The sequence below is a fragment of the Candidatus Methanoperedens sp. genome (assembly GCA_027460535.1).
Classification (GTDB): Archaea; Halobacteriota; Methanosarcinia; order Methanosarcinales; family Methanoperedenaceae; genus Methanoperedens.
Window position 1 is genome coordinate 54,179 of sequence record JAPZAR010000020.1, and the last position, 19,461, is coordinate 73,639.

23 protein-coding genes are annotated in these 19,461 nt (G+C 43.3%); 9 read left to right on the plus strand and 14 right to left on the minus strand.

Going from position 1 to position 19,461, the window contains the following annotated elements; genetic code table 11:
* The first annotated feature begins 4 nt into the window (after window positions 1–4).
* Together O8C65_08290 and O8C65_08295 are read left to right on the plus strand one after the other, a co-directional pair.
* On the plus strand, window positions 5–1,105 hold the full coding sequence (locus O8C65_08290) for a cytochrome c3 family protein (protein MCZ7356917.1): 1,101 nt from the start codon (window positions 5–7) through the stop codon (window positions 1,103–1,105).
* A gap of 46 nt (window positions 1,106–1,151) precedes the next feature.
* Window positions 1,152–1,733: a class I SAM-dependent methyltransferase gene (locus O8C65_08295; GenBank protein ID MCZ7356918.1), complete on the plus strand. Its 582-nt coding sequence runs from the start codon at window positions 1,152–1,154 to the stop codon at window positions 1,731–1,733.
* A gap of 17 nt (window positions 1,734–1,750) precedes the next feature.
* Here the strand turns inward: O8C65_08295 and O8C65_08300 are convergent, their stop codons facing one another.
* Window positions 1,751–2,032 (minus strand): DUF1699 family protein, encoded by a 282-nt coding sequence (locus O8C65_08300; GenBank protein ID MCZ7356919.1) that lies wholly within the window; start codon window positions 2,030–2,032, stop codon window positions 1,751–1,753.
* A gap of 163 nt (window positions 2,033–2,195) precedes the next feature.
* On the opposite strand from O8C65_08300, the gene O8C65_08305 reads away from it, so the two are divergent.
* Window positions 2,196–3,155: a tRNA-dihydrouridine synthase family protein gene (locus O8C65_08305; protein ID MCZ7356920.1), complete on the plus strand. Its 960-nt coding sequence runs from the start codon at window positions 2,196–2,198 to the stop codon at window positions 3,153–3,155.
* A 47-nt stretch (window positions 3,156–3,202) separates the two neighbouring features.
* Window positions 3,203–4,912 carry an aldehyde ferredoxin oxidoreductase family protein gene (locus tag O8C65_08310; protein ID MCZ7356921.1) on the plus strand — a complete coding sequence of 570 codons (1,710 nt, stop codon included), beginning with the start codon at window positions 3,203–3,205 and terminating at the stop codon, window positions 4,910–4,912.
* Between the two features lie 390 nt (window positions 4,913–5,302).
* Here the strand turns inward: O8C65_08310 and O8C65_08315 are convergent, their stop codons facing one another.
* From O8C65_08315 to O8C65_08365, 11 genes are all read right to left on the minus strand, one after another.
* Window positions 5,303–6,067 carry an NAD(P)H-dependent oxidoreductase gene (locus O8C65_08315; protein MCZ7356922.1) on the minus strand — a complete coding sequence of 255 codons (765 nt, stop codon included), beginning with the start codon at window positions 6,065–6,067 and terminating at the stop codon, window positions 5,303–5,305.
* A 16-nt stretch (window positions 6,068–6,083) separates the two neighbouring features.
* Window positions 6,084–6,311: a DUF2769 domain-containing protein gene (locus O8C65_08320; GenBank protein ID MCZ7356923.1), complete on the minus strand. Its 228-nt coding sequence runs from the start codon at window positions 6,309–6,311 to the stop codon at window positions 6,084–6,086.
* A gap of 192 nt (window positions 6,312–6,503) precedes the next feature.
* On the minus strand, window positions 6,504–7,871 hold the full coding sequence (locus tag O8C65_08325; protein ID MCZ7356924.1) for an NAD-dependent succinate-semialdehyde dehydrogenase: 1,368 nt from the start codon (window positions 7,869–7,871) through the stop codon (window positions 6,504–6,506).
* A gap of 189 nt (window positions 7,872–8,060) precedes the next feature.
* The gene (locus O8C65_08330; GenBank protein MCZ7356925.1) at window positions 8,061–8,261 is read right to left on the minus strand and encodes a hypothetical protein; all 201 of its coding nucleotides are present in this window, start codon (window positions 8,259–8,261) and stop codon (window positions 8,061–8,063) included.
* A 2-nt stretch (window positions 8,262–8,263) separates the two neighbouring features.
* Window positions 8,264–8,962, minus strand: coding sequence for an FAD-dependent oxidoreductase (locus O8C65_08335; GenBank protein ID MCZ7356926.1), 699 nt, complete (start codon window positions 8,960–8,962; stop codon window positions 8,264–8,266).
* Between the two features lie 3 nt (window positions 8,963–8,965).
* Window positions 8,966–9,298, minus strand: coding sequence for a DUF1622 domain-containing protein (locus O8C65_08340; GenBank protein ID MCZ7356927.1), 333 nt, complete (start codon window positions 9,296–9,298; stop codon window positions 8,966–8,968).
* A gap of 45 nt (window positions 9,299–9,343) precedes the next feature.
* The gene (locus O8C65_08345) at window positions 9,344–10,537 is read right to left on the minus strand and encodes a saccharopine dehydrogenase NADP-binding domain-containing protein (protein MCZ7356928.1); all 1,194 of its coding nucleotides are present in this window, start codon (window positions 10,535–10,537) and stop codon (window positions 9,344–9,346) included.
* Window positions 10,534–11,850 (minus strand): aspartate aminotransferase family protein, encoded by a 1,317-nt coding sequence (locus tag O8C65_08350; protein MCZ7356929.1) that lies wholly within the window; start codon window positions 11,848–11,850, stop codon window positions 10,534–10,536. The genes O8C65_08345 and O8C65_08350 overlap by 4 nt, the downstream gene beginning before the upstream one ends.
* Window positions 11,851–11,872: 22 nt before the next feature.
* Entirely contained in the window at window positions 11,873–13,366 is a 1,494-nt protein-coding gene (locus O8C65_08355; protein MCZ7356930.1) for an aminobutyraldehyde dehydrogenase, read from the minus strand.
* 351 nt (window positions 13,367–13,717) lie between these two features.
* A complete protein-coding gene (locus O8C65_08360) occupies window positions 13,718–13,975 on the minus strand; it encodes a hypothetical protein (GenBank protein ID MCZ7356931.1) in 258 nt (85 codons plus the stop codon).
* A gap of 357 nt (window positions 13,976–14,332) precedes the next feature.
* A complete protein-coding gene (locus O8C65_08365; protein ID MCZ7356932.1) occupies window positions 14,333–15,796 on the minus strand; it encodes a phenylalanine--tRNA ligase subunit alpha in 1,464 nt (487 codons plus the stop codon).
* Between the two features lie 182 nt (window positions 15,797–15,978).
* Here O8C65_08365 and O8C65_08370 point away from each other — a divergent pair, with 182 nt between their 5' ends.
* On the plus strand, window positions 15,979–16,620 hold the full coding sequence (locus O8C65_08370) for a SatD family protein (GenBank protein MCZ7356933.1): 642 nt from the start codon (window positions 15,979–15,981) through the stop codon (window positions 16,618–16,620).
* 12 nt (window positions 16,621–16,632) lie between these two features.
* Complete coding sequence (locus tag O8C65_08375; protein ID MCZ7356934.1) at window positions 16,633–16,995, plus strand: hypothetical protein; 363 nt, start codon at window positions 16,633–16,635, stop codon at window positions 16,993–16,995.
* Between the two features lie 13 nt (window positions 16,996–17,008).
* Here the strand turns inward: O8C65_08375 and O8C65_08380 are convergent, their stop codons facing one another.
* Window positions 17,009–17,230, minus strand: coding sequence for a hypothetical protein (locus tag O8C65_08380; protein ID MCZ7356935.1), 222 nt, complete (start codon window positions 17,228–17,230; stop codon window positions 17,009–17,011).
* 144 nt (window positions 17,231–17,374) lie between these two features.
* On the opposite strand from O8C65_08380, the gene O8C65_08385 reads away from it, so the two are divergent.
* Both O8C65_08385 and O8C65_08390 read left to right on the plus strand, forming a co-directional pair.
* Window positions 17,375–17,578: a hypothetical protein gene (locus tag O8C65_08385; GenBank protein MCZ7356936.1), complete on the plus strand. Its 204-nt coding sequence runs from the start codon at window positions 17,375–17,377 to the stop codon at window positions 17,576–17,578.
* An 18-nt stretch (window positions 17,579–17,596) separates the two neighbouring features.
* Window positions 17,597–17,893, plus strand: a complete 297-nt coding sequence (locus O8C65_08390; protein MCZ7356937.1) for a hypothetical protein — start codon at window positions 17,597–17,599, stop codon at window positions 17,891–17,893.
* Here the strand turns inward: O8C65_08390 and O8C65_08395 are convergent.
* Window positions 17,890–18,903: an isocitrate/isopropylmalate dehydrogenase family protein gene (locus O8C65_08395; GenBank protein MCZ7356938.1), complete on the minus strand. Its 1,014-nt coding sequence runs from the start codon at window positions 18,901–18,903 to the stop codon at window positions 17,890–17,892. The two genes, O8C65_08390 and O8C65_08395, sit on opposite strands and share 4 nt — an antisense overlap.
* Window positions 18,904–19,070: 167 nt before the next feature.
* Here O8C65_08395 and O8C65_08400 point away from each other — a divergent pair, with 167 nt between their 5' ends.
* Window positions 19,071–19,220 (plus strand): hypothetical protein, encoded by a 150-nt coding sequence (locus O8C65_08400; GenBank protein MCZ7356939.1) that lies wholly within the window; start codon window positions 19,071–19,073, stop codon window positions 19,218–19,220.
* Window positions 19,221–19,461 lie beyond the last annotated feature (241 nt).

The window sequence follows — 19,461 nt, forward strand, 5'->3', positions numbered from 1 at the left end:
TTCAATGGATAAAATATCATCTACAACAATCATAAAGAATTGGATTTCAGCAAATAAGGTTCCAATAATTATAATATTAGTAGTCATGTTCTCAGCAGTGGTAGTAGTTTCTGAGAAAATGCTTGAAATAACCGAGAATCCTGCTTTCTGCGGGAAGAACTGCCATATTATGAGGCCTTACTATGACTCATGGCGAACTTCCTCGCATAATGATGTTCGATGTGTGGAATGCCATTATGAACCCGGGTTAATCGGGCATATCAAAGGCAAGATCAATGGACTAATGCAATTCTACAGCTATGAGACGACAGTTGATGAATATTCAGGCCAATTATATGCTAAGGTCATGGACAAAAACTGCCTTGCCTGCCATGAGAAGCATATCTTTTCTTCAGATATCGGTTACATGGGCGTGAACTTCAGCCATAAAAATCACCTGCTCGAATCCAAAAGAGGAATATCACTAACATGCACGAGCTGCCACTCCATGCTTGTAATAGGGATGAGAGAACATCAGTCAGTAACAGATCCTACATGCATGCAGTGCCATCCTAATATGGCGAGCAACGATGTCGGGCATATCGTGGTCACGAATTCAACATGCTTTACATGTCACTTCAGGGATGTGGCGGGCAATACGTCAATATCCGGCTGCCCCTCCTGCCACGGTCCACCGAAGGAAATGACGCACAGCAATTATACGAACTTCAATCATACAAGTCATTTGAGCCGGGGATTTGAATGCCTGACCTGCCATACCAATATATCAAGCAATGCTAATGACATTGTTCCGAAAGAGAAATGCTTCTCCTGCCACAATGTCAAGGAGAGAGTTGACAAGTACGATGATTTCAGCTTAGTGCACAATACCCATGTCACGAACAATAAGATCGCATGCTACAACTGTCACTCCAATGTTCTGCATTCACCGGAAATAAAAAAGGACCTGTGTGCCAATTGTCACGGCAATGAACATCCGAGCGATTGGTTAAAAACACATAAGACGCAGGTTTTGATTGGTAAAGTTTGCAGTGACTGTCATCAGCCCAAGTTCTGCGCAGACTGTCATGCCACCGGAGTAGCAAATGGGAAAATAGCAAAATAAGGCTTTTCCCCACTTTTCTATTTCCTGAAATGTATCAGGCCTCCCAATGAAGATTTCATATAAGAATACTACAGTAAAAATTGCACCAAATGTATATGAACCTTCGGAAGATTCATTCATGCTTGCTGATGCGGCATTGTCGGAAATAAGAGAATCGGAAACCGTTTTAGAAGTCGGATGTGGAAGCGGGATAATATCACGGGTTATAAAAGAACATTCAAAAGCCAGTGTTATCGGTATCGATATTAACCCACATGCAGTAAAGACCACAAAAGAAAACGGGGTAGAGGTCATAAGAGGAGATCTCTTGCATTGCCTTAAAGGAAAATTTGACATGATAATCTTCAATCCACCATACCTGCCAACCGGAGAAGGCGAAAGGACAAAGGATTGGATGAACACGGCTCTGGATGGGGGATACGATGGAAGGAGGGTGATCTACAGTTTTCTTGAGAATGCAGGTGATCGCCTTGTTGAAAAGGGCAGGATTCTGATGGTCTTATCCTCTCTTACGGGGATAGAACAGGTAAAAGAGATGATGGAATCATTGGGTTATACGGTAACAAATAAGGCTGTGGAAAGATTCAGCTTTGAACAGCTCACGGTTATACTTGCCGCGAAGATATGAGATGTAAATCTCCATCACTAAACATCGATCTCCGCAAATCTATCGATATCAGTCCTGTGACCCCAGATATCCCCAACAACCAATTTCACATTTCTCATTTTTAAAAACATCTTTGTGGTATTTGAAATCGTCTTGTGGTATGACGAAGGCAATTGTATTCTTTTCAGCCTCGGGCATTTATTCACCACTTCAAAAATGTTTTTTTCAGAAGGCCTGAAACAGAAATGTACGTTCTCTTCATTGTCACTTACATCGGCAAGGTCGTCCTCAGAGCCGATAATTCTAAAAACAACTTTCATAATATTCTATCTTGCAATACTACTATTTATATTTTTTTACTTATTGATGCGATTTCTAGTCTAGAGCCCGAAATCTTCACAAATGATTAAATTTAAGTAATGAAACGGCTACATCTGGAAAATACTTTTCTATTCAAGAAAAACATATGACAGAACAAAACGTATGAATATCGGAAAATTGAGATTGAACGGATGTCTCCTCCTTGCCCCCATGTCCGGAGTCACCAACTTGCCAATGAGGCTTCTCTGCAAAAAACATGGTGCCTCCCTTGTGTACTCTGAAATGGCCTGTTCTGAGGGAATCGTAAGAAAGAACCCGAAGAGTATCGCAAGGGGCGTTACCTGCATGGATGAGCGGCCTTTTGGTATCCAGTTACTTGGTTCCAGTGCCGACGCCCTGGTGAGATCAGCCTCCATCCTTCAAGAAATCCACATGCCTGAACTTATAGATATGAATTTTGGCTGTCCTTCCCAGTGTGTTCTTAGAAATGGGTTCGGGTCGGCGCTTTTAAAAAAGCCGGAGGAGGTCGAAGATATAATAAAAAAATTATCGGGATCTCTTGATGTGCCTGTGACTGCAAAGATAAGAGTGTTGAATAGCCATGAAGAAACACTGAAAATAGCACGTATCATTGAAAAATCAGGGGCAAGCGCGATAACAGTTCACGGGAGGACACCAAAACAGCAGTACTCAGGAAAATCAAACCTTGAGATAATCAGGAAAATAAAAAACGAGCTTTCGATCCCAGTGATTGCAAACGGGGATATCTCTGATGAAAAGCAAGCCGAGCTTGTGCTGAAATACACGCAGTGCGATGGGATAATGATAGGAAGGGCTGCCATCGGTAATCCATATATCTTCCGCAGGATCGCACATTATCTCGATACGGGGGAACTATTACAGCCACGAACGTTCGGGGACCAGATAGGAGAATTTTTTGAGTATGCAGCTTTATGCAGCAAATATGATATGATGGCTTATAGTGATTTGAAGCTTAAAGCCCAGTGGTTCCTGAAAAAAAGGGAAAATATAAGATCCGAGCGCAAAAAGATAAACGAAGCGAAGGATATCGATATGATATTGAAAATCATGAGTGGATTGAGGGAGGAATCTTCGGGGTAGTTTCGCTCACACATATCTTTAATACAAAAAAACATATTCTAAATCATATGAAAGGCTGGGCAGGCAGGATCATAGAGATAGATCTGACTGATGAGAAGATCACAGAAACAAAGAGTGATTTAAGTACACTTCATTACTTTATCGGAGGGAGAGGGCTGGGAGTTAAGCTGTATTATGATGCTGTGAGCACCGATATCGACCCCTTGGGCCCGGAAAATTTCCTTATATTCGCGACTGGCCCTCTTACCGGAACGGGGGCTCCCATGTCGGGCAGGCACGCTATGGTATCAAAATCCCCACTTACAGGAACGATATTTGGTTCCAGCAGCGGGGGTTTTTTCGGGAAAGAGCTAAAGTTCGCAGGGATAGATGCGCTTTTGATAAAAGGGGCTTCAGAGGAGCCATCTTATATTTCTATCGAGAACGAAAAAATTGAGATACATCACGCAGAACAATTATGGGGAGAGAACGTCAGGGCATGCACGGATAAACTCTTATCTAAAGGGCGCGTTGCATGCATCGGGCGGGCGGGGGAGAGGCTTGTTCCCATTGCAAATGTCATGAATGATTACTTTCATGCCGCAGGGCGCGGAGGTCTGGGTGCGGTAATGGGTTCAAAGAAGCTCAAGGCGATCGTGGTGAAAGGGGACAGGAGACCATCGATTGCGGATGAAGCGGGGTTTGAGGAAGCCTGCCAGGATGCGCTCCGTCTTTTGAAATCAGGATCTTCAAAAGGTCTGTCCACATACGGGACTTCAGCTATGGCGAGCCTGATGAATTATACGAAAATATTGCCCACGGGGAACTTTCAGAGAAGTGAATTTAGCGGTATGGATAAAATTTCAGGCGAATTCATCAAAGAAAATTATGATATTAAAGGACATGCGTGTTATAATTGCGTTGTGGCGTGCAAGCACATAATTAAAAGCGGAGCAATGGAAGGATACGAAGTCCCGGAATACGAAACCCTCTGGGCCTACGGGCCTGATAATAACAACGCGGATATGGATATGATAATCAGGGCCAACCGCTTCTGCAATGATTATGGGATAGATACTATATCCTCCGGTTCTACCATTGCGGCGTATGCCGAGATAATGGGCGAGGATATGAAAGAGTTATCCGGGCTTGTAAAAAAAATCGGCGAGAATGAAGGTATCGGCAAAGACCTTGGAAAGGGTTCAAAGACATTTGCGCAATCGCGTGGAAAAGATGTCGCGATGCATGTAAAAGGGCTTGAGATCCCGGGATACGACCCAAGAGGAGTGCTGGGCATGGCGATTGCCTATGCCACTTCCAATCGAGGAGGATGCCATCTGAGGGCATATACGGTGGCGCCAGAAGTCCTCGGCAGGCCGGAAAAGGTAGACAGGCTGACGTTTTCAGGAAAAGCAGGACTTGTGCAGGTATTACAGAATGCCTCTGCGTCCCTGGACTCACTGGTGCTGTGCAAGTTCGTATCATTTGCGATCTCGGAAAGAGAATTAGCAAATCTTCTAAGTACTGCAACCGGTGTGGATTATTCCACAGAAAAATTCTTGAAATGTGGCGAGAGGATATGGAACCTTGAAAGGCTGTTCAATAATAAAGCGGGGTTCTCGCGAAAGGACGATTGCCTTCCTGAGCGATTCTTCGGGAATGAGGGAATAAACAGGGCGGAATTTGAAAAAGCGCTGGATGAGTATTATCAATTAAGGGGCTGGGATAAGAATGGGGTACCGACACAGGAGAAGTTGAAAGAATTGAATCTTGCGTAGCTACTTTTTCAATTTATTTAACCGCAGATAAAAGCGCCCAGAGTCACGGGCCTCCCGAGTTGCGCCTTAGGAGGGCGCGTTCACGTCAACCGTCACGTCAGTTGACGCCGTGCACACGTATGCCAGCGTACTGGCATACGTGGACGCGTCCTCAAGGGGCGCAACCCTTGACGTATGGCTTCGCCATACGTGGAGTTACGTGTCTTTGCATTGCGGTGGGCATGACGCCGATAAACGCAGATTTGTTGCTAAGCATCTGCATTTTCTGCGTTCATTTGCTGGCTATTTTTCAAATAAATCATAATTCTTGAGGCACATCTGTCATTAAGAAATCGATTTAATATGAATGCATGGTTGCTTGCACATATTCCCAGGCGAACTTCATTAACATCATTCACAAACAGGAAATATTTTATCTTTCAAGTTTGTTTCCAGATCCTGTTTCATTGTTTCAATAACATTGTTAATAATGCCCTCGACTTCTTTCTTTAATACGTCGTCATTTTTGAAAAAATCATCGTCTGTTTTTGCATTATATTGTGCGCCATGAGTTCTATATACAAAACCGAACGGAGCAAGAACATACCCCATTTGCTGAAAATAAATAAAAATGTCCAATGCCGTTTTCATTCCTCCATCCTCATGGCCATTGACTAAAATCCCAACAACTTTTCCAGTAGTTAAGCCTTCTTTTTTCAGTAAATAAAGATTTTGAAGGCATGTCAGCCTGTCCAGAAAATCCTTTAATCGCGCAGAAATATTATTCCAATTTATAGGAGAAGCCACGATCACTGCTTTGGAATCAACTATCATCTCATGGAGTGCAGGCGCATCATCCAGCTGGTTCCTGCATGGGTATGTGCATGCAGAATCCCTCATACTGTAGCAGCACCAGCAGTGTTGAATATCCAATTCGTTCAAATTAAACAGTCTATAACTCACGCCTGTTCTTTTAAGAGCTTTTTCTGCCAAACTTACTAAAACTCCAGTATTATGACCTCTGTGAGAACTTCCATTAATCAATAAAACATCAAATTTTTCCCCATCGTATCTGAGTTTTTGCTTATCATTTAGTTCCGAATATTCTTTAGAAGAACTACTGCATTGGGGACATTCTTCCGGAGGCTCATTTCCCTTATGGATATACCCGCACACGCTGCATTTCCAGGCTTTACTTTTTTGCAAGCTGATCTTTTTCGTTTCCGCGGATGCAGTAGTAAACATGTCTAAACCCCATTTTTTCGTGAACCGGACAGCCCGGGCACAAACATCCTTTTTCCTCTTTAATGCATTTGCTTTTTCCAATTGTCGAAAGACAAAATGCTATTTCTTCCCTGCATTCGATATATGTGGGACAAAGCCCGCATATGCATAACTTAATGGCTTCTTTTTTATCCATATTATCTCCTATAACCGCAATATATTGATTTTATTGATTATGTATTTTAGCTATTCGGATTAATTAGATATACTGATAAAGAAAATCCTCTCTCCAATATAATTACCCTTGCCCTGATCTGCTATAGATGAACTTAATTATATTTACGATGCGTGATCAGTAGAAAGTGTAGGTTGCCTGCCATATTTCATTTCAGAACACTGATACGGATTTGATGTTCATGAATTCATAGAGCCCGAATTTAGAAAGCTCCCGTCCAATACCGCTTTTCTTAATCCCTCCAAAAGGCAGGCGTGGATCGGATTTAACAAGGGAATTTATGACTACAACTCCTGATTCAAGTTCCCTTGACAAATGAATACCTTTATTAGTGTCCTTTGTCCATAAACTTGCACCAAGACCCAGCTCTGAATCATTAGCAATCCTTATCGCTTCTGCTTCATCTTTAACTGGAATTACTGGTGCTACCGGGGCAAATGTTTCCTCATTTATAACTTTCATTTCTTTTGTTACATCAGTAAGGATAACAGGGGAATAAAAATACCCATTTCCAGGAAGTCTTCCTCCTCCGAGTAACACTTTTGCACCCTTTGATAACGAATCCTTCACCTGATCCTCAATGATCTGGATCTGTTCTTTTCTTACAAGGGGACCCATGTCAGTATCTGGATTCATTGGATCTCCGACCTTGAGTTTCGAAGCAATTTCCACGAACTTTGAGGTGAACTCTTCAGCAATACTTTGTATAACGATGAACCGTTTCGCAGCGATACAGCTCTGACCAGCATCCTGGAACCTGCTCAAAACCGCGATCTTTGCAGCCTGTTCAATATCAGCATCTTCAAGTACGATGAAAGGATCACTTCCACCAAGTTCGAGAACGAACTTTTTCATGTTCTGTCCGCAAACTTCTGCCACCTTTTCTCCTGCAGAAACGCTCCCTGTCAATGATACTGCATCTATCTCTTTTCTCTCGATAAGCGACGATGCTGTTGGCCCATCAATAAGCAGCGTCTGGAAAACCCCTTCGGGAAATCCAGCATCTGAAAATACTTTTTCAATTTCAAGTGCACATAATGGGACGTAGCTTGAATGTTTAAGAAGAACAACATTTCCCCCAGAAAGAGCAGGAGCAGCAAAACGCAGTGCCTGCCAGAAAGGAAAGTTCCATGGCATGATGCACAGTATTGTCCCCCGCGGTTCAAATGAGACATACGCTTTCTTCGCGTCCGTTTCCACAATCTGGGGTTCTAAAAATTTCTTTGCATTCTCTGCAAAATACTCAAGAGCCCAGGCACATTTTTCAATCTCTGGTATTGATTCTCTTATGGGTTTACCCATTTCCGTAGTGATGATTTCGCCAAGTTCCACCTTTCTTCTTCGTAATACTTTTGCGGCGTTAATGAGATGTTTTCCTCTCTCAGATACGTCAAGCCTTTTCCAGTCCGAAAATGCATCTTTTGATCTCTTAATCGATTCATTTATCCTTTCTTGCGAATAAAACTCAAATTCCCTATTTACATCCCCGGTAGCAGGATTAATAGATACCATCTTTTTCATGTATTTCATCTCCTTTTGTTATCTAACATATTCCTGAGGAACGTATGCAAGATTCCTCCATTTCGATAAAAATCTAGTTCAACAGGTGCGTCAAGTCTTGCTATAACGTTGAAGATCTTGTCTTTTCCATCAACTTTTGCAACTACCCGCAGTTTTCCTCCCGGCTTTAGACTACCGATGCCAGAAATGTCAGAGATCTTTTCCACCCCATGTGATGGAATACTGATTATAGTCTCCCATTATTGCAGAAGCAGCAGCGCGTTTAATCTCATCAGGGACAGGAAAATCTGGAAATCCCTGGGCAAGGTTGACGGCATGACGTGTTACGGCAAGCCGTGACATATCACGAATTACCGATTCGGTAATATGTTCTAATCTGTGAGATAACATGGTCAATACCCTGGAAAATTTTCTTGATGGATCATATCGTCTTGAATTTCCAATGTTTTGAGAATTTCTACAGAACTTGTTACAAGGGACGACGGACCGCAAACATAAAAAACACATTCTTTATAATCTGGTATCTCTTCTAAGACCATCTGGACGTCTATATGTCCACGCCTTCCTTTCCATTTCTCATCTGGCTGGGACAGTGTATGGATTACCCTGAGGTTTTGATTTAGCTTTTCCAGGCGATCCAGTTCTTCCTTGAAAACTATGCTTTCTTGATTCCTGTTTCCATATAAAAAAGTAATACGGGATTTCATTTCATTATCCGTGCAATATTTAATCATGCTCCTAAGTGGCGTTATCCCGATACCCCCCGTTATCATCCCTACTCTGGGATATTCACCGTTGAACGCAAAATTCCCGTATGGCCCATCAAGGTATGCCCAATCCCCTATTTTGAGCCTGTCAAGAGCAACTGAGAACTCATGGTCTGTAATCTTTTTTGTGAATTCAATAAACTCCTTTTCCGTTGGACTGCTTGAGATCGTAAAATGCTTAGTGATTTTATTACCCTCGCTGAGAATTGTTACGAATAAAAATTGACCGGGATCGTAATCAAAACCTTGTGGTCTTCTAAACCTGAAGCTCTTTACATCGTGTGTTCGTTTGATTATCTCGGAGACACTGGTTTCTAATTTCATAAATCAACAAACCTCTTTTCTACTGCTATCGAACTCGGTCGCCTCCTTCGTTAAAAAGTACCCCATCACCGTTCTGATGCTGACAGTAGCGCCAAGAAAGATAATCTCTTCCTGGCTGGGAGCAACAATTGTCTTCAAAATATCACTGGCAACGAGAAAGTCCAATCCAAATACGATCTTATGTGTGAAATCTCTGCGAATATCATGAAAACTGAGTTCTATTGACCTTTTCAATTCCAATTGCAAAGTTTTGATTATTGTTAAAATCCCTCCGTAAAGTATAATTGCAGCTCCAATATATGCAAAAAGTATTGACGATATATCTATGATTTCCATATTGTATCACCTCTCACCATTATTCTTTCATAGTTATTACATGTCTTAATGTCTTTTTGCACCAGTGAGACTTCGCATGCTTTCCTGGTTCTCCTGAAATGAAAGATAAATTTCGCGTTTTGCCAACTCCCCAAAAAACAATTCGGGATTTATACACAGTTCAGGAGGCATGACACCACGCTTTTCAATTTTTTTTTCGGTAATCATTTGTGCGATTATTGACGGCGGCACGCCGGTATCCCAGGTACCTGCTGGTATATTCCACCTGGAGTTTGATCTTGATTCACAGTATACTACCACATTCCTTGTCTTTCGGTTGCTCTTTCCCCTCAATTCCACTCTCAGGAACTCTACATCTTTTATCCTGTCTTTTTCCGGAATAAACCTGTTCAACAAACTGACGGTAAAGTCAAGGGGAACAACGTCAAAGTTCTTATATTTCACAGGAGTTGTTGACGCAAAACCGGTGTCTATGAGGAACTTAATTCTTTCAACAAACTCTTTCGGGAAACCACCTTTAAAGCTGCAATTCTTGATACCTTTATCTTTGAACGATGAAGGGAAAGTAGCGACTTCTGAATGGAGCGTATAAAAACATGTAGCACTGTTCACAGGTGAAGGAAACTCGATTTCCTCTTCCCCGGTAAGGGGCTTCACGAATCTTATTTTTCCGCCAGAGAATATCGCCGGTTCCATTGAAAATTCATCAAATATCGTACGCATCGAGTATGGAACCACAAATGGCATACTGTACTTCGTATAATCCTTGTCAGCGAAATACACACGTATGGAGTCTATGGCATCAAGGAATCCCGAACCGTAGGCAGCCATTATGTTTGTAATTCCTGGCGTTGCACCACATCCCACAACAGCAAGAATATTTTTCTTTTTGAAACTTGAATCCAATTTCAATTGCTTTTTGGTCATGTGAAAAAGACCGCCAAGGTCAACATAATTCACTCCTGCGGAAAGCGCCGCTTCCATTACCTGTAAATTGGTGGTGTATTGGGTTGCATTGATTACAACATCAGAGCCTTTCAGGAGTTCTATCATTTTTTCCACTTCATCGGCATCTGCTTTTGCATGCATGATATTTTTACTGTTGAAGGATTCTGCAAACATTTTTGCTTTTTCTTCATTCCTGCCTGCAACGACAATCTTTCCTTTGAATGTTTCCAATAGATCAATTACCGTTATCCTCCCCATTTCCCCGTATCCGCCCAGGACGATAATTTTCATTTCATTGCACCAATAGATTCACTCAATGCCTCCAGTGTTTTGTTTAAATCATCTTTAGAATGGGAATATGAGGTGTATATCGCTTCCTCGCCATCTTCGTCGATCATAATACCTCTCTTTAAGAGTTCATATTGGACCTTTGTAAACTGTTTCATATCACAATGAGCGAGGTCTCGATAATTTATTATTTTCTCCTTCTCTGTAAAGAGATACTGGAACATTGTTGGATAACCATGGACAACATGAGGGATTTTATGGTCGTCAAGGATTTCATCGATGCCTTTCATCATGCTTTTCCCATAATTTTCAAGATGAGCCCATACGCTATCCTTTTCAAGTTCTTCTAAAGTAGCCTTGCTGGCAGTAAGCGAAACTGGATTTGCAGAATATGTACCGCCATGCATGACTTTCCCGGGTCCTATCAGCTCCATAATATCTTTTCTTCCCCCAAAAGCTGCTATTGGATATCCATTTCCCAGTGATTTTGCAAACGTCGAAAGATCTGGATATACCCCAAAGAGCTCTTGAGCTCCACCTTTCCCAAGCCTGAATCCGGTCTTTACTTCATCGAAAATTAGGATAATATCATATTCTTCGCACAGTTCTTTTAGATATTTCAGGTAGCCGTTTGCCGGAGGGATGGCAGAGCAATTTCCCATAACTGGTTCTGTAATTATTGCTGCAACATCCTTGTAATTCTCTTTCACAATATATTCAATTTCTTCTGGTTTATTCCACTCGCAAACCAGCGTATATTGAGACATACCCTTTGAAATACCCCATGAAGCAGGAATTGCTTCTCTTGGGGATTGATATCCGGGTTTCGTGGAAAACGCAACAGCATCATGCCATCCGTGATAATGCCCCTCGAACTTTATTATCTTGTCCTTTTTTGTGAATGCCTTGGCGACCCGTATTGCTCCCATCGTTGCCTCTGTTCCAGAGCCCGCAAACCTGAGCATATCAATTGATGGCACAAAATCTATTACTGTTTTTGCCACGTCGATCATAAGCTCATTATCAGAAGCATATACCAGACCCTTCTCATCTGCTTTATGCACAGCTGTATGTATTTTTCTATAACTGTGACCAAGTATGACCGGGCCATAACCCAACCGGTAATCTACATATTCATTTCCATCTACATCCCAGATATGAGACCCGAAAGCTTTTTCAATGAAAATGCTGCAGGGTCCGAACTCATGACAGACACTTTTCATGAGCCTTGCGTTTGATCCCACTCCTCCTGGGATGATTTTCGAGGCTTCCGTATACATCGCCATTGATTTATCCAACTTAAATTGTTTTGTCATATTATTCTTCATACGAATTCCTTTATTTTTCTCCAAAAACGGTATAATACCATGGCTTTCTGACAAGACCGGTCTGGTCGATATAAACGTGCTTAATTATTGTGTATTCCTCAAGTGAAAATATTGACAGGTCTTTCCCCGTTCCGCTCTGTTTAAAGCCACCATGCGGCATTTCAGAAGTAAGCAACCCGTGCTCGTTTATCCAGACAGTTCCAAATTTCAGTTTGCTGGCAATCCTGATAAGGTTTGTAATATCTTTTCCCCAGACTGAAGATGCCAATCCATAGACAACATCATTCGCTTTGCTAATTACCTCATCAATGCTTGAAAACCTGGAAACAGATAATACAGGGCCGAAAATTTCTTCCTGGCAGATTTTCATTTTCTGTTCTACATTTGTAAAAATGGTAGGTTCAAAGAAATAGCCTTTCTTCAGGTTCTCAGGTCTTTTACCCCCATAAACAAGATTGGCTCCGCCTTCTATTCCGGATTTCACATACGATTCAATCCTTTCCCTCTGTCGTCCTGATATCAAAGGACCCATGTCGATTTTTTCCCCAAATGGATCCCCTATCCTTATTTTACTCGTTTTCTTTACCAATAGATCGATAAATGCATCATGAATACTTTCATGAACGTAAATTCTTGTTGCAGCCGTACAATCCTGTCCGCTGTTCAGGAAAGCTCCAGCCACTGCTCCTTCTGTTGCTGCATCGATGTCTGCATCACCCATAACGATAAACGGTGCTTTGCCCCCGAGTTCCAGATGTACTTTTTTCAGGTTACCAGATGCCATTTGCATGATCTTCTTCCCTGTAGAAGTATCACCGGTCAAAGAGATCATATCCACCCCGGGACTCGTTGCAAGTTCTTCTCCGATCTTATCTCCCGGACCTGTTATAACATTGAGAACGCCTTTTGGTAGTCCTACCTTATCCGCCAATTTAGCAAACTCAAGAAGTGTCAGCGGAGTATAGGTCGCAGGTTTGAGTATTATCGTATTCCCGGCTGCCAGCGCAGGCGCAAGTTTCCAGATTGCTATGTATAAGGGATAATTCCAGGGAACCACTCCTACAACGACTCCAATGGGCTCTCTTCTGATTATGCTCATGCCCAATCCAGTATACTCTGAAGCAGCACTGCCCTCCAGCATCCGGGCAGCGCCGGCGAAAAACCTGAGATTATCGATTATAAAAGGAAAATCAGAATCTTTGCTGTATTTTATTGTCTTGCCTGTATTCATTGATTCCAACCTGGCAAGGTTTTCAACATTCGCCTCAACAATATCTGCCAGCTTCCAGAGAATCTGGGAACGCTCCGCTGGAGTTTTATTAGACCAGATACCAGAGTCAAAAGCATCTCTTGCTGCATCTATTGCAGTTTTTGCATCTTCTTTTGTGCCAAGCGGGACCCGGGCGATTTTTTCCTCGGTTGCAGGATTTATAACATCAAAAAATTCTCCGGATATTGAATCAACCCACTTCCCACCTATAAACATTTTGTATTTTTCTATCATAGATTCACCTCAAATCCAAATGGCAGCTCCATGATATTCAGAATAATTCTCACAAGTTTATCTAAATGATACTATCTTTAGAGGAACTTTTATAAGTCCAAGAGAACATTCCAACCCTAATCTTGCTGCCGCAAACAGCACATTGATCTAATGAAAAGATTGTGGTTTATTTGATAAATAGTTTCCTGATTATCACAGTTTTTCGAGAAAGTATTAATATACAACCTGTACCAAGCTGAAGCCGATATTTTTATGACAGTCATTTATATCTCCAGAAGTGGTTCAGCTTCGGCATCCAGCAAATCATTTACCTGAATAATCTCATCACTGAAATAGCCTCAGGGTTGAGGTTCAGGCGATCCTTCGGCGTGCAAACCTTGGCGCTCTGGTCATCACGTTCTGGTTATAGCCTGCCTCAATGTAGTCCTGCAAGAATGCATAGGGTAAAAGTGCATACGACAGGGCTGCGTACCCATGTGCAGAAGTGATTGAGAACCTCCGCTGCTTGCCCGCAGAGGTCGAGACCTCCTCAGCCTCGGCCTGCCTCAAATATGAAAAATGTCCGTTCTGGCGGCCTGCTCCGGGAAATAATATATTCCCAGACTCCACCCGTTTATGATGGATTCCGTATTCTCACACATCGCTGTATGATTGATGCTAACATGATACTGCCAGTCATCCTCTGGTAGTGGAAGACCATTTATCTCTTTGATCGTATTCCAGATGGGATATTTGAACCCGAATTTAGTAAATGCGCTCCATACCTGCCGGGATAGTACCTCATCAATATCTGGTTCTTGGTCTTGCCGTATCCGGCATGGTAAAGCACCCATTTCGCCGATTCATATGAAAAAATAAGATTTGTAAACCGCAGATGAATCAGAAAATGCAGATACGCAGCAACAAATCAGCATTCATCTGCGGTTTCCTTACTTATAAATTTTCAAAACCGGACCAAAATTTCCATTATAAAACCGTGCTCTTCCTCAGCCAGTCGATATCGCTCTGGTAAAGCTCCCTTAAGTCCTTGAGCCCCAACCGCAGCATCGCCACCCGGCTAACACCGAGCCCCCATGCCAGCACGGGATATTTGATACCGAGCGGCAGAGTGACCTCTTTCCTGAACACTCCGGCTCCGCCGAGTTCCACCCACTTCCCCCTGCTCTCGATATACACTTCAGGCTCCACGCTTGGCTCTGTATAGGGGAAGTATCCCGGCCTGAAACGCACCTCCTCAAATCCCATCCTGTGATAGAATTCAGTGAGACAGCCGAGCAGGTTCTTGAAACTCACACCTTTATCCATCACCACCCCTTCCAGCTGCTCGAATTCGGGCGTGTGCGTGGGGTCTATGGCCTCGCGCCTGTAAGCCCTGTCAATACAGAAGGCTTTCAAAGGCTGCTCGGGGTGGTCTGCGAGATATTTTATCGTAACAGCTGTGGTGTGGGTCCTTAGTACCTGTTTGCGCGCAACGCCCTCGCTCCACTTACCCCCCCAGCCCCTTGATATGCCGCCGCCTTTTTCATGCATCTCCCTGACCGGTTCGATGTATTCTTCAGGCAGGTCGCATTCCGTTGCAAGATGGAAAGTATCCTGCATCTCCCTCGCAGGATGGTCCTGCGGCTGGAAAAGGGCGTCGAAGTTCCAGAAGGAGCTCTGAACTATATCCCCTTTGATCTCAGTGAACCCCATCTCCAGGAAGATGGAGCGCATCTCGTTGATGAGGCGCTGGTAGGGATGGATCTTCGCGCCGTAGACCGGCTTTGCCGGAGTATGGATATTGTAAGGGCGGATCCTTGCTGTTTTCCAGATGCCGCTCGTGATAATTGTAGGTGTTAGCTGCGCTATTTCCTCTATTATGGGCAAACCGGAAGCTGCAAGTGCCTTCCCTTGTTCCGTGATCGAAATGATTCGGGTCTTTTTCTCTGTCTTTTCTACAAGGTTCCTTTTCAACAGGTCCCGTACAGCATCTCCAAGTTCTGAAAGCGGGCCCTTTTTGAGCTTTGCCAGAATATTCTCGTCTTCGCCCACTTCCGCTTTACCTGATGGGATTATCATCTCCCCCTCTATCTTTGCCCAATTCTTCTTGCGAAGCCACCCGAGTGCGATACCCACCATCGGGGGAGGGAACTTCTTTTTCAATTCGGAAAGTGAAAGAGGCGCGGTCAGTGAATTGATTATCTGGCGCTCGGGCAGGGAAAGCTGTGCGTATGTTTCACCTTCTTTTGTAAGGGTGTATATGGCCATGACTTTTTCCGTGACTTCGCAGAGGTTTTTTTCAGCAAGGAGGAAAGCTGATTGCACGGATGCTTCGATGCTGAGTTCTGAGACTTCGGAAAGACCTTCAGGAGAGTATCCATCTTTTTTGGAAAGAGCAAGCAGAACCCGTTTTTCGTTGTTGGTGAGGTTAAGTTCTTTTGGGAGCGTCATAAAACAGGCATTACAATGAACAGCAGGATATTTAATGATTTGTGGAATTCCTTCAGAGGTCTTATATGCGTGATAAAAACTGTGGAAGGTTGTTTCTGAAATAACAATCCTATTAGGTTGTTTTTTAAATTACACCTAAAAAAGATTGTTTTTATATACATGAAGGCGTATAGAGGAGATGTATGGAAAAGCGGTACTATGTGGTGCTGTGCGACGTGATATCCTCACGCCGGATAAAAGATAAGCGGACTTTTCAAAAAAAATTAGAAACAACATGTACCATGGTAAACGCTACCTATAGCGGGAGCATACATGCAGGTTTCAAGATCCTGAAAGGGATTGATGAAATTGAAGGCGTTCTCTCAAATATATCGAATATCTACGAAATAATAGCCATGATACTGGAGCAACTCTATCCGGATTCGATGCGTTTCGTACTGGTGCAGGATTCTGTAGATATAGGGGTTGAGAGCCGTGATACGGCAAAAATGGATGGGCCTGCCTTCCACAAGGCCTCGGATTTGATGGAAGATCTCAAAAAGTCAAAACTGATGTTTGATATGTCCACGGGTTATGAATTAACCGATACGCTGATAGCAGGGGAGATTAACCTGATTCTATTATTGAAAAAAAATTGGTCGGCAAAACAGCACATGATAGTGAGGGAATACAGGAACACGGGTAACCAGAATGAGGTTGCAAAGGCCCTCGGAATAACGCAGCAGGCCGTCTCCAAAGTTCTCACTCGTTCGATGTGGAAGGAAATCGGAGGCATCGAGGAAAGATTAATTCATGTCCTGCACCAAATGACCGTAAGGACGTGATGCCGGATGCTCATGGATTTGAATATCATTCAAGTTGCCATCCTTGCAGGGGGATATTTTGTGCTGCTTGCAACAAGCGGAGCAGTTGTGAATTACATTATTTCAAAGATATCGCAGGAACCACTAAGGCAAAAAATAAGTAAAGAGGTGCGTGATACTGGTTTTGTGATCGGGAAATGCGAAAACCTGCTTATACTTACTTTTATGATCCTGGAAGCATATACAGCCCTGGCGCTGGTGTTCGCTGCAAAAGCCATAGTGCGGCATGAGGATATGAGAAAGAACTCTTTATTTTTCCTGGCGGGGACCATGATCAATGTCACGTACTCGATAATGATGGGACTTGTAGTAAGCCTCCTTATTGGCAAAGTCTAGGCGCAATTATTTATTAATCGTTTATGCCTTTAATGTCTTTGAGGAAAAGAAGAGGGAATATTCTATTTCTGCGAAGATGGGCAAGTAAAGCCAGTCCGAAGAAACAGGCAAGGAGTGTCACCCACGAAGTTCGTGATGATTTCGAGACGTAAATAGCTTTCTTGCCGCCTGCCACTCCAGTTTTGATAGGTCGCAAAAGTTCACGGGAAACCTGAGAGATTGTATCGACCTCCATCTAACTAATCAGGGGAATAGCAGCCTCAATTTCATAATTTTTCCTAATTTTCACAACTTCAGTGGCAACTTCCAATATATGGTTGTGTAACTGAGGATGCTTGAGAATTCCAATGAGTGACAATGAATTTAACAGGGATAAGAAATGGAAATTTCAAATGAGGATATAAAAATAGCAGAACAGATATCAGCGGGCAAGAATGAATTCGAAGACCTGGGGTTAGAAATCTGGAGAAAATTGCTGGGAAATACGGAACCGGACATCCCGACAAAAGGATGGGACAGGATTTCGATTGACGATGCTCAGGAAGTTGACTGGAATTGTTTATTAACCGCCGCGGCTATTTAGGTATTTGAGGTAAGAATAATGGAATCAGTCTACTTCTATGAAGATAAGGTGAGCAAAGATGTTGCACAAGCACTGGAAGATGATTTTTTTAAGCGCATCGGTTATACAGTAAGGGAGTGCAAGCTTCTGGGGTCTGAACGCAAGGGTTATTTCCTGTATATCAAAGCCAATTCAGAAGACATCGATCGCGCAGAGGAAAGGTTGGAAGGCTGCGGGCTTGAAAAGCTCGTCGGGGAGGAAAAGAAAATAGTCACCGCCGCTTTTATCGCGGAAGAAGAAAATGCCGCAAGTGGCATGGGAATGATATTCGGTTAAACTATTTTGCTGATTATCGCGTCCACCATCTCGCTTGTCTTTGAGCTTCCTCCCAGGTCGTAGGTCAGGTATTTTCCTTCAGCTATTACTTTTTCCGTGGCCTCGAAGATAGCCATGGAATTCTTGCCCTCCCCGAGATAATCGAGCAGCCACGCGCCTGCAAGCACAGTAGCCACAGGATTTACTTTATCCAGCCCCGCATATTTTGGCGCCGAGCCATGGGCAGGTTCGAACATGGCGTAGCTATCGCCGATATTTGCCGAGTATATCAGACCTATGCTTCCCACGAGGGCAGAGCATTCCTCGCTCAGGATATCCATGAAGAGATTTGTGGATAAGAGGATTTTCTGGTTGAATATCTGCGGGTTCTTTATCAACTGCTGGGCGATATTATCGATATGGTATTCCTCCACTTCAATGGAATAATTTTCACCCACCTTTTTTACCTCCTCCAGGAATGTACCATCTGTCTGCTTCAGAATATTGCTCTTATGGATCGCCACCACGGCTTTCCATCCCCTGCGCACAGCTTCTTCAAATGCGTATCGTGCGACGTTCTGGCATGCAGGCTTCGTAATTTTCCTTATGGAAATAAAGACGTCATCCGTCAGCTGGACTTCCTTTGCAAAGTAGAACCCTTCAGTACCTTCTCTCACGCACACGAAATCAACATCTCCAAGAGGTTTCTGGGTATTAGGGAAAGATTTTATCGGCCTGACATTGGCATACAGGTTGAATTTCTGGCGAATAGACACTGCCACGCTCTTCGGGGAACCAGCGCCACCGGGCGTCGTAGTAGGACCTTTGAAGCCCGCATCAGTGCTTGCCAGAATATCCCAGGTCTCTTGAGGGATGAGTGAATCTCCGCCGTGCTTCCCCCACCACTCAGCTCCTGCTTCGCACATAATGAATTCAACATTGGTGCCGACAGCTTCCATTACACGGAGCATGCTGTTCACAAGCTCGGGTCCTACGCCGTCGCCTTTTATGACTGCTGCTTTCTTGCTCATAATGATCTTTCATCTCTAATTTGTCCACTCAATAAACCGAATCACTATTAAGTTTATCCAGATGGCCATTGCCAACGCTACTTCTACCAAAAAGTATTTGTCATAACAGCCTTGGATTTAATTGGTAAGCCATTGATAGCATATAGGCGCGGGACCCGAAAGGACAAATGAAAAATAAATTTCCAAAAGGCTGGGACGAGAAGAGAGTGAAAACGCTTCGTTCTCATTATGAAAAACAAGATGAAGAAGAAGCCGTGACAGAGGATGAAGCTGCATTTAAGAATAGAACGAAAACAGCTATGTGCCGTAATGCCTGATATTTTGCAATAAGTTCACGGACTTTTGAAACTAACTGTGCTGAGACAAAAGCAGACAACACGTCTTAGGGCTTACCCAAAAATAAAATAGCGGTATTTTGGAAAACAAACCGCAGATAAGCGTACTATTAACACTTTCGGTCAGCATTATCTTAACGGCGCTGGGGTTACGACCCCAGACCCCAACGGATGCGCCGCCGCTGGCGGGGTTTAACACGAAATCACCGGTTGCATATTTTCA

Excerpts from the sequence above, each read along its gene's own strand:
- O8C65_08395 (MCZ7356938.1), bottom strand. The coding sequence starts at position 18,903 with ATGAGCAAGAAAGCAGCAGTCATAAAAGGCGACGGCGTAGGACCCGAG.
- O8C65_08305 (MCZ7356920.1), top strand. The coding sequence starts at position 2,196 with ATGAATATCGGAAAATTGAGATTGAACGGATGTCTCCTCCTTGCCCCC.
- O8C65_08325 (MCZ7356924.1), bottom strand. The coding sequence starts at position 7,871 with ATGAAAAAGATGGTATCTATTAATCCTGCTACCGGGGATGTAAATAGG.
- O8C65_08380 (MCZ7356935.1), bottom strand. The coding sequence starts at position 17,230 with ATGGAGGTCGATACAATCTCTCAGGTTTCCCGTGAACTTTTGCGACCT.
- O8C65_08350 (MCZ7356929.1), bottom strand. The coding sequence starts at position 11,850 with ATGACAAAACAATTTAAGTTGGATAAATCAATGGCGATGTATACGGAA.
- O8C65_08320 (MCZ7356923.1), bottom strand. The coding sequence starts at position 6,311 with ATGGATAAAAAAGAAGCCATTAAGTTATGCATATGCGGGCTTTGTCCC.
- O8C65_08340 (MCZ7356927.1), bottom strand. The coding sequence starts at position 9,298 with ATGGAAATCATAGATATATCGTCAATACTTTTTGCATATATTGGAGCT.
- O8C65_08365 (MCZ7356932.1), bottom strand. The coding sequence starts at position 15,796 with ATGACGCTCCCAAAAGAACTTAACCTCACCAACAACGAAAAACGGGTT.
- O8C65_08335 (MCZ7356926.1), bottom strand. The coding sequence starts at position 8,962 with ATGAAATTAGAAACCAGTGTCTCCGAGATAATCAAACGAACACACGAT.
- O8C65_08400 (MCZ7356939.1), top strand. The coding sequence starts at position 19,071 with ATGAAAAATAAATTTCCAAAAGGCTGGGACGAGAAGAGAGTGAAAACG.
- O8C65_08355 (MCZ7356930.1), bottom strand. The coding sequence starts at position 13,366 with ATGATAGAAAAATACAAAATGTTTATAGGTGGGAAGTGGGTTGATTCA.
- O8C65_08345 (MCZ7356928.1), bottom strand. The coding sequence starts at position 10,537 with ATGAAAATTATCGTCCTGGGCGGATACGGGGAAATGGGGAGGATAACG.
- O8C65_08370 (MCZ7356933.1), top strand. The coding sequence starts at position 15,979 with ATGGAAAAGCGGTACTATGTGGTGCTGTGCGACGTGATATCCTCACGC.
- O8C65_08385 (MCZ7356936.1), top strand. The coding sequence starts at position 17,375 with ATGGAAATTTCAAATGAGGATATAAAAATAGCAGAACAGATATCAGCG.
- O8C65_08390 (MCZ7356937.1), top strand. The coding sequence starts at position 17,597 with ATGGAATCAGTCTACTTCTATGAAGATAAGGTGAGCAAAGATGTTGCA.
- O8C65_08290 (MCZ7356917.1), top strand. The coding sequence starts at position 5 with ATGGATAAAATATCATCTACAACAATCATAAAGAATTGGATTTCAGCA.
- O8C65_08295 (MCZ7356918.1), top strand. The coding sequence starts at position 1,152 with ATGAAGATTTCATATAAGAATACTACAGTAAAAATTGCACCAAATGTA.
- O8C65_08300 (MCZ7356919.1), bottom strand. The coding sequence starts at position 2,032 with ATGAAAGTTGTTTTTAGAATTATCGGCTCTGAGGACGACCTTGCCGAT.
- O8C65_08375 (MCZ7356934.1), top strand. The coding sequence starts at position 16,633 with ATGGATTTGAATATCATTCAAGTTGCCATCCTTGCAGGGGGATATTTT.
- O8C65_08330 (MCZ7356925.1), bottom strand. The coding sequence starts at position 8,261 with ATGTTATCTCACAGATTAGAACATATTACCGAATCGGTAATTCGTGAT.
- O8C65_08310 (MCZ7356921.1), top strand. The coding sequence starts at position 3,203 with ATGAAAGGCTGGGCAGGCAGGATCATAGAGATAGATCTGACTGATGAG.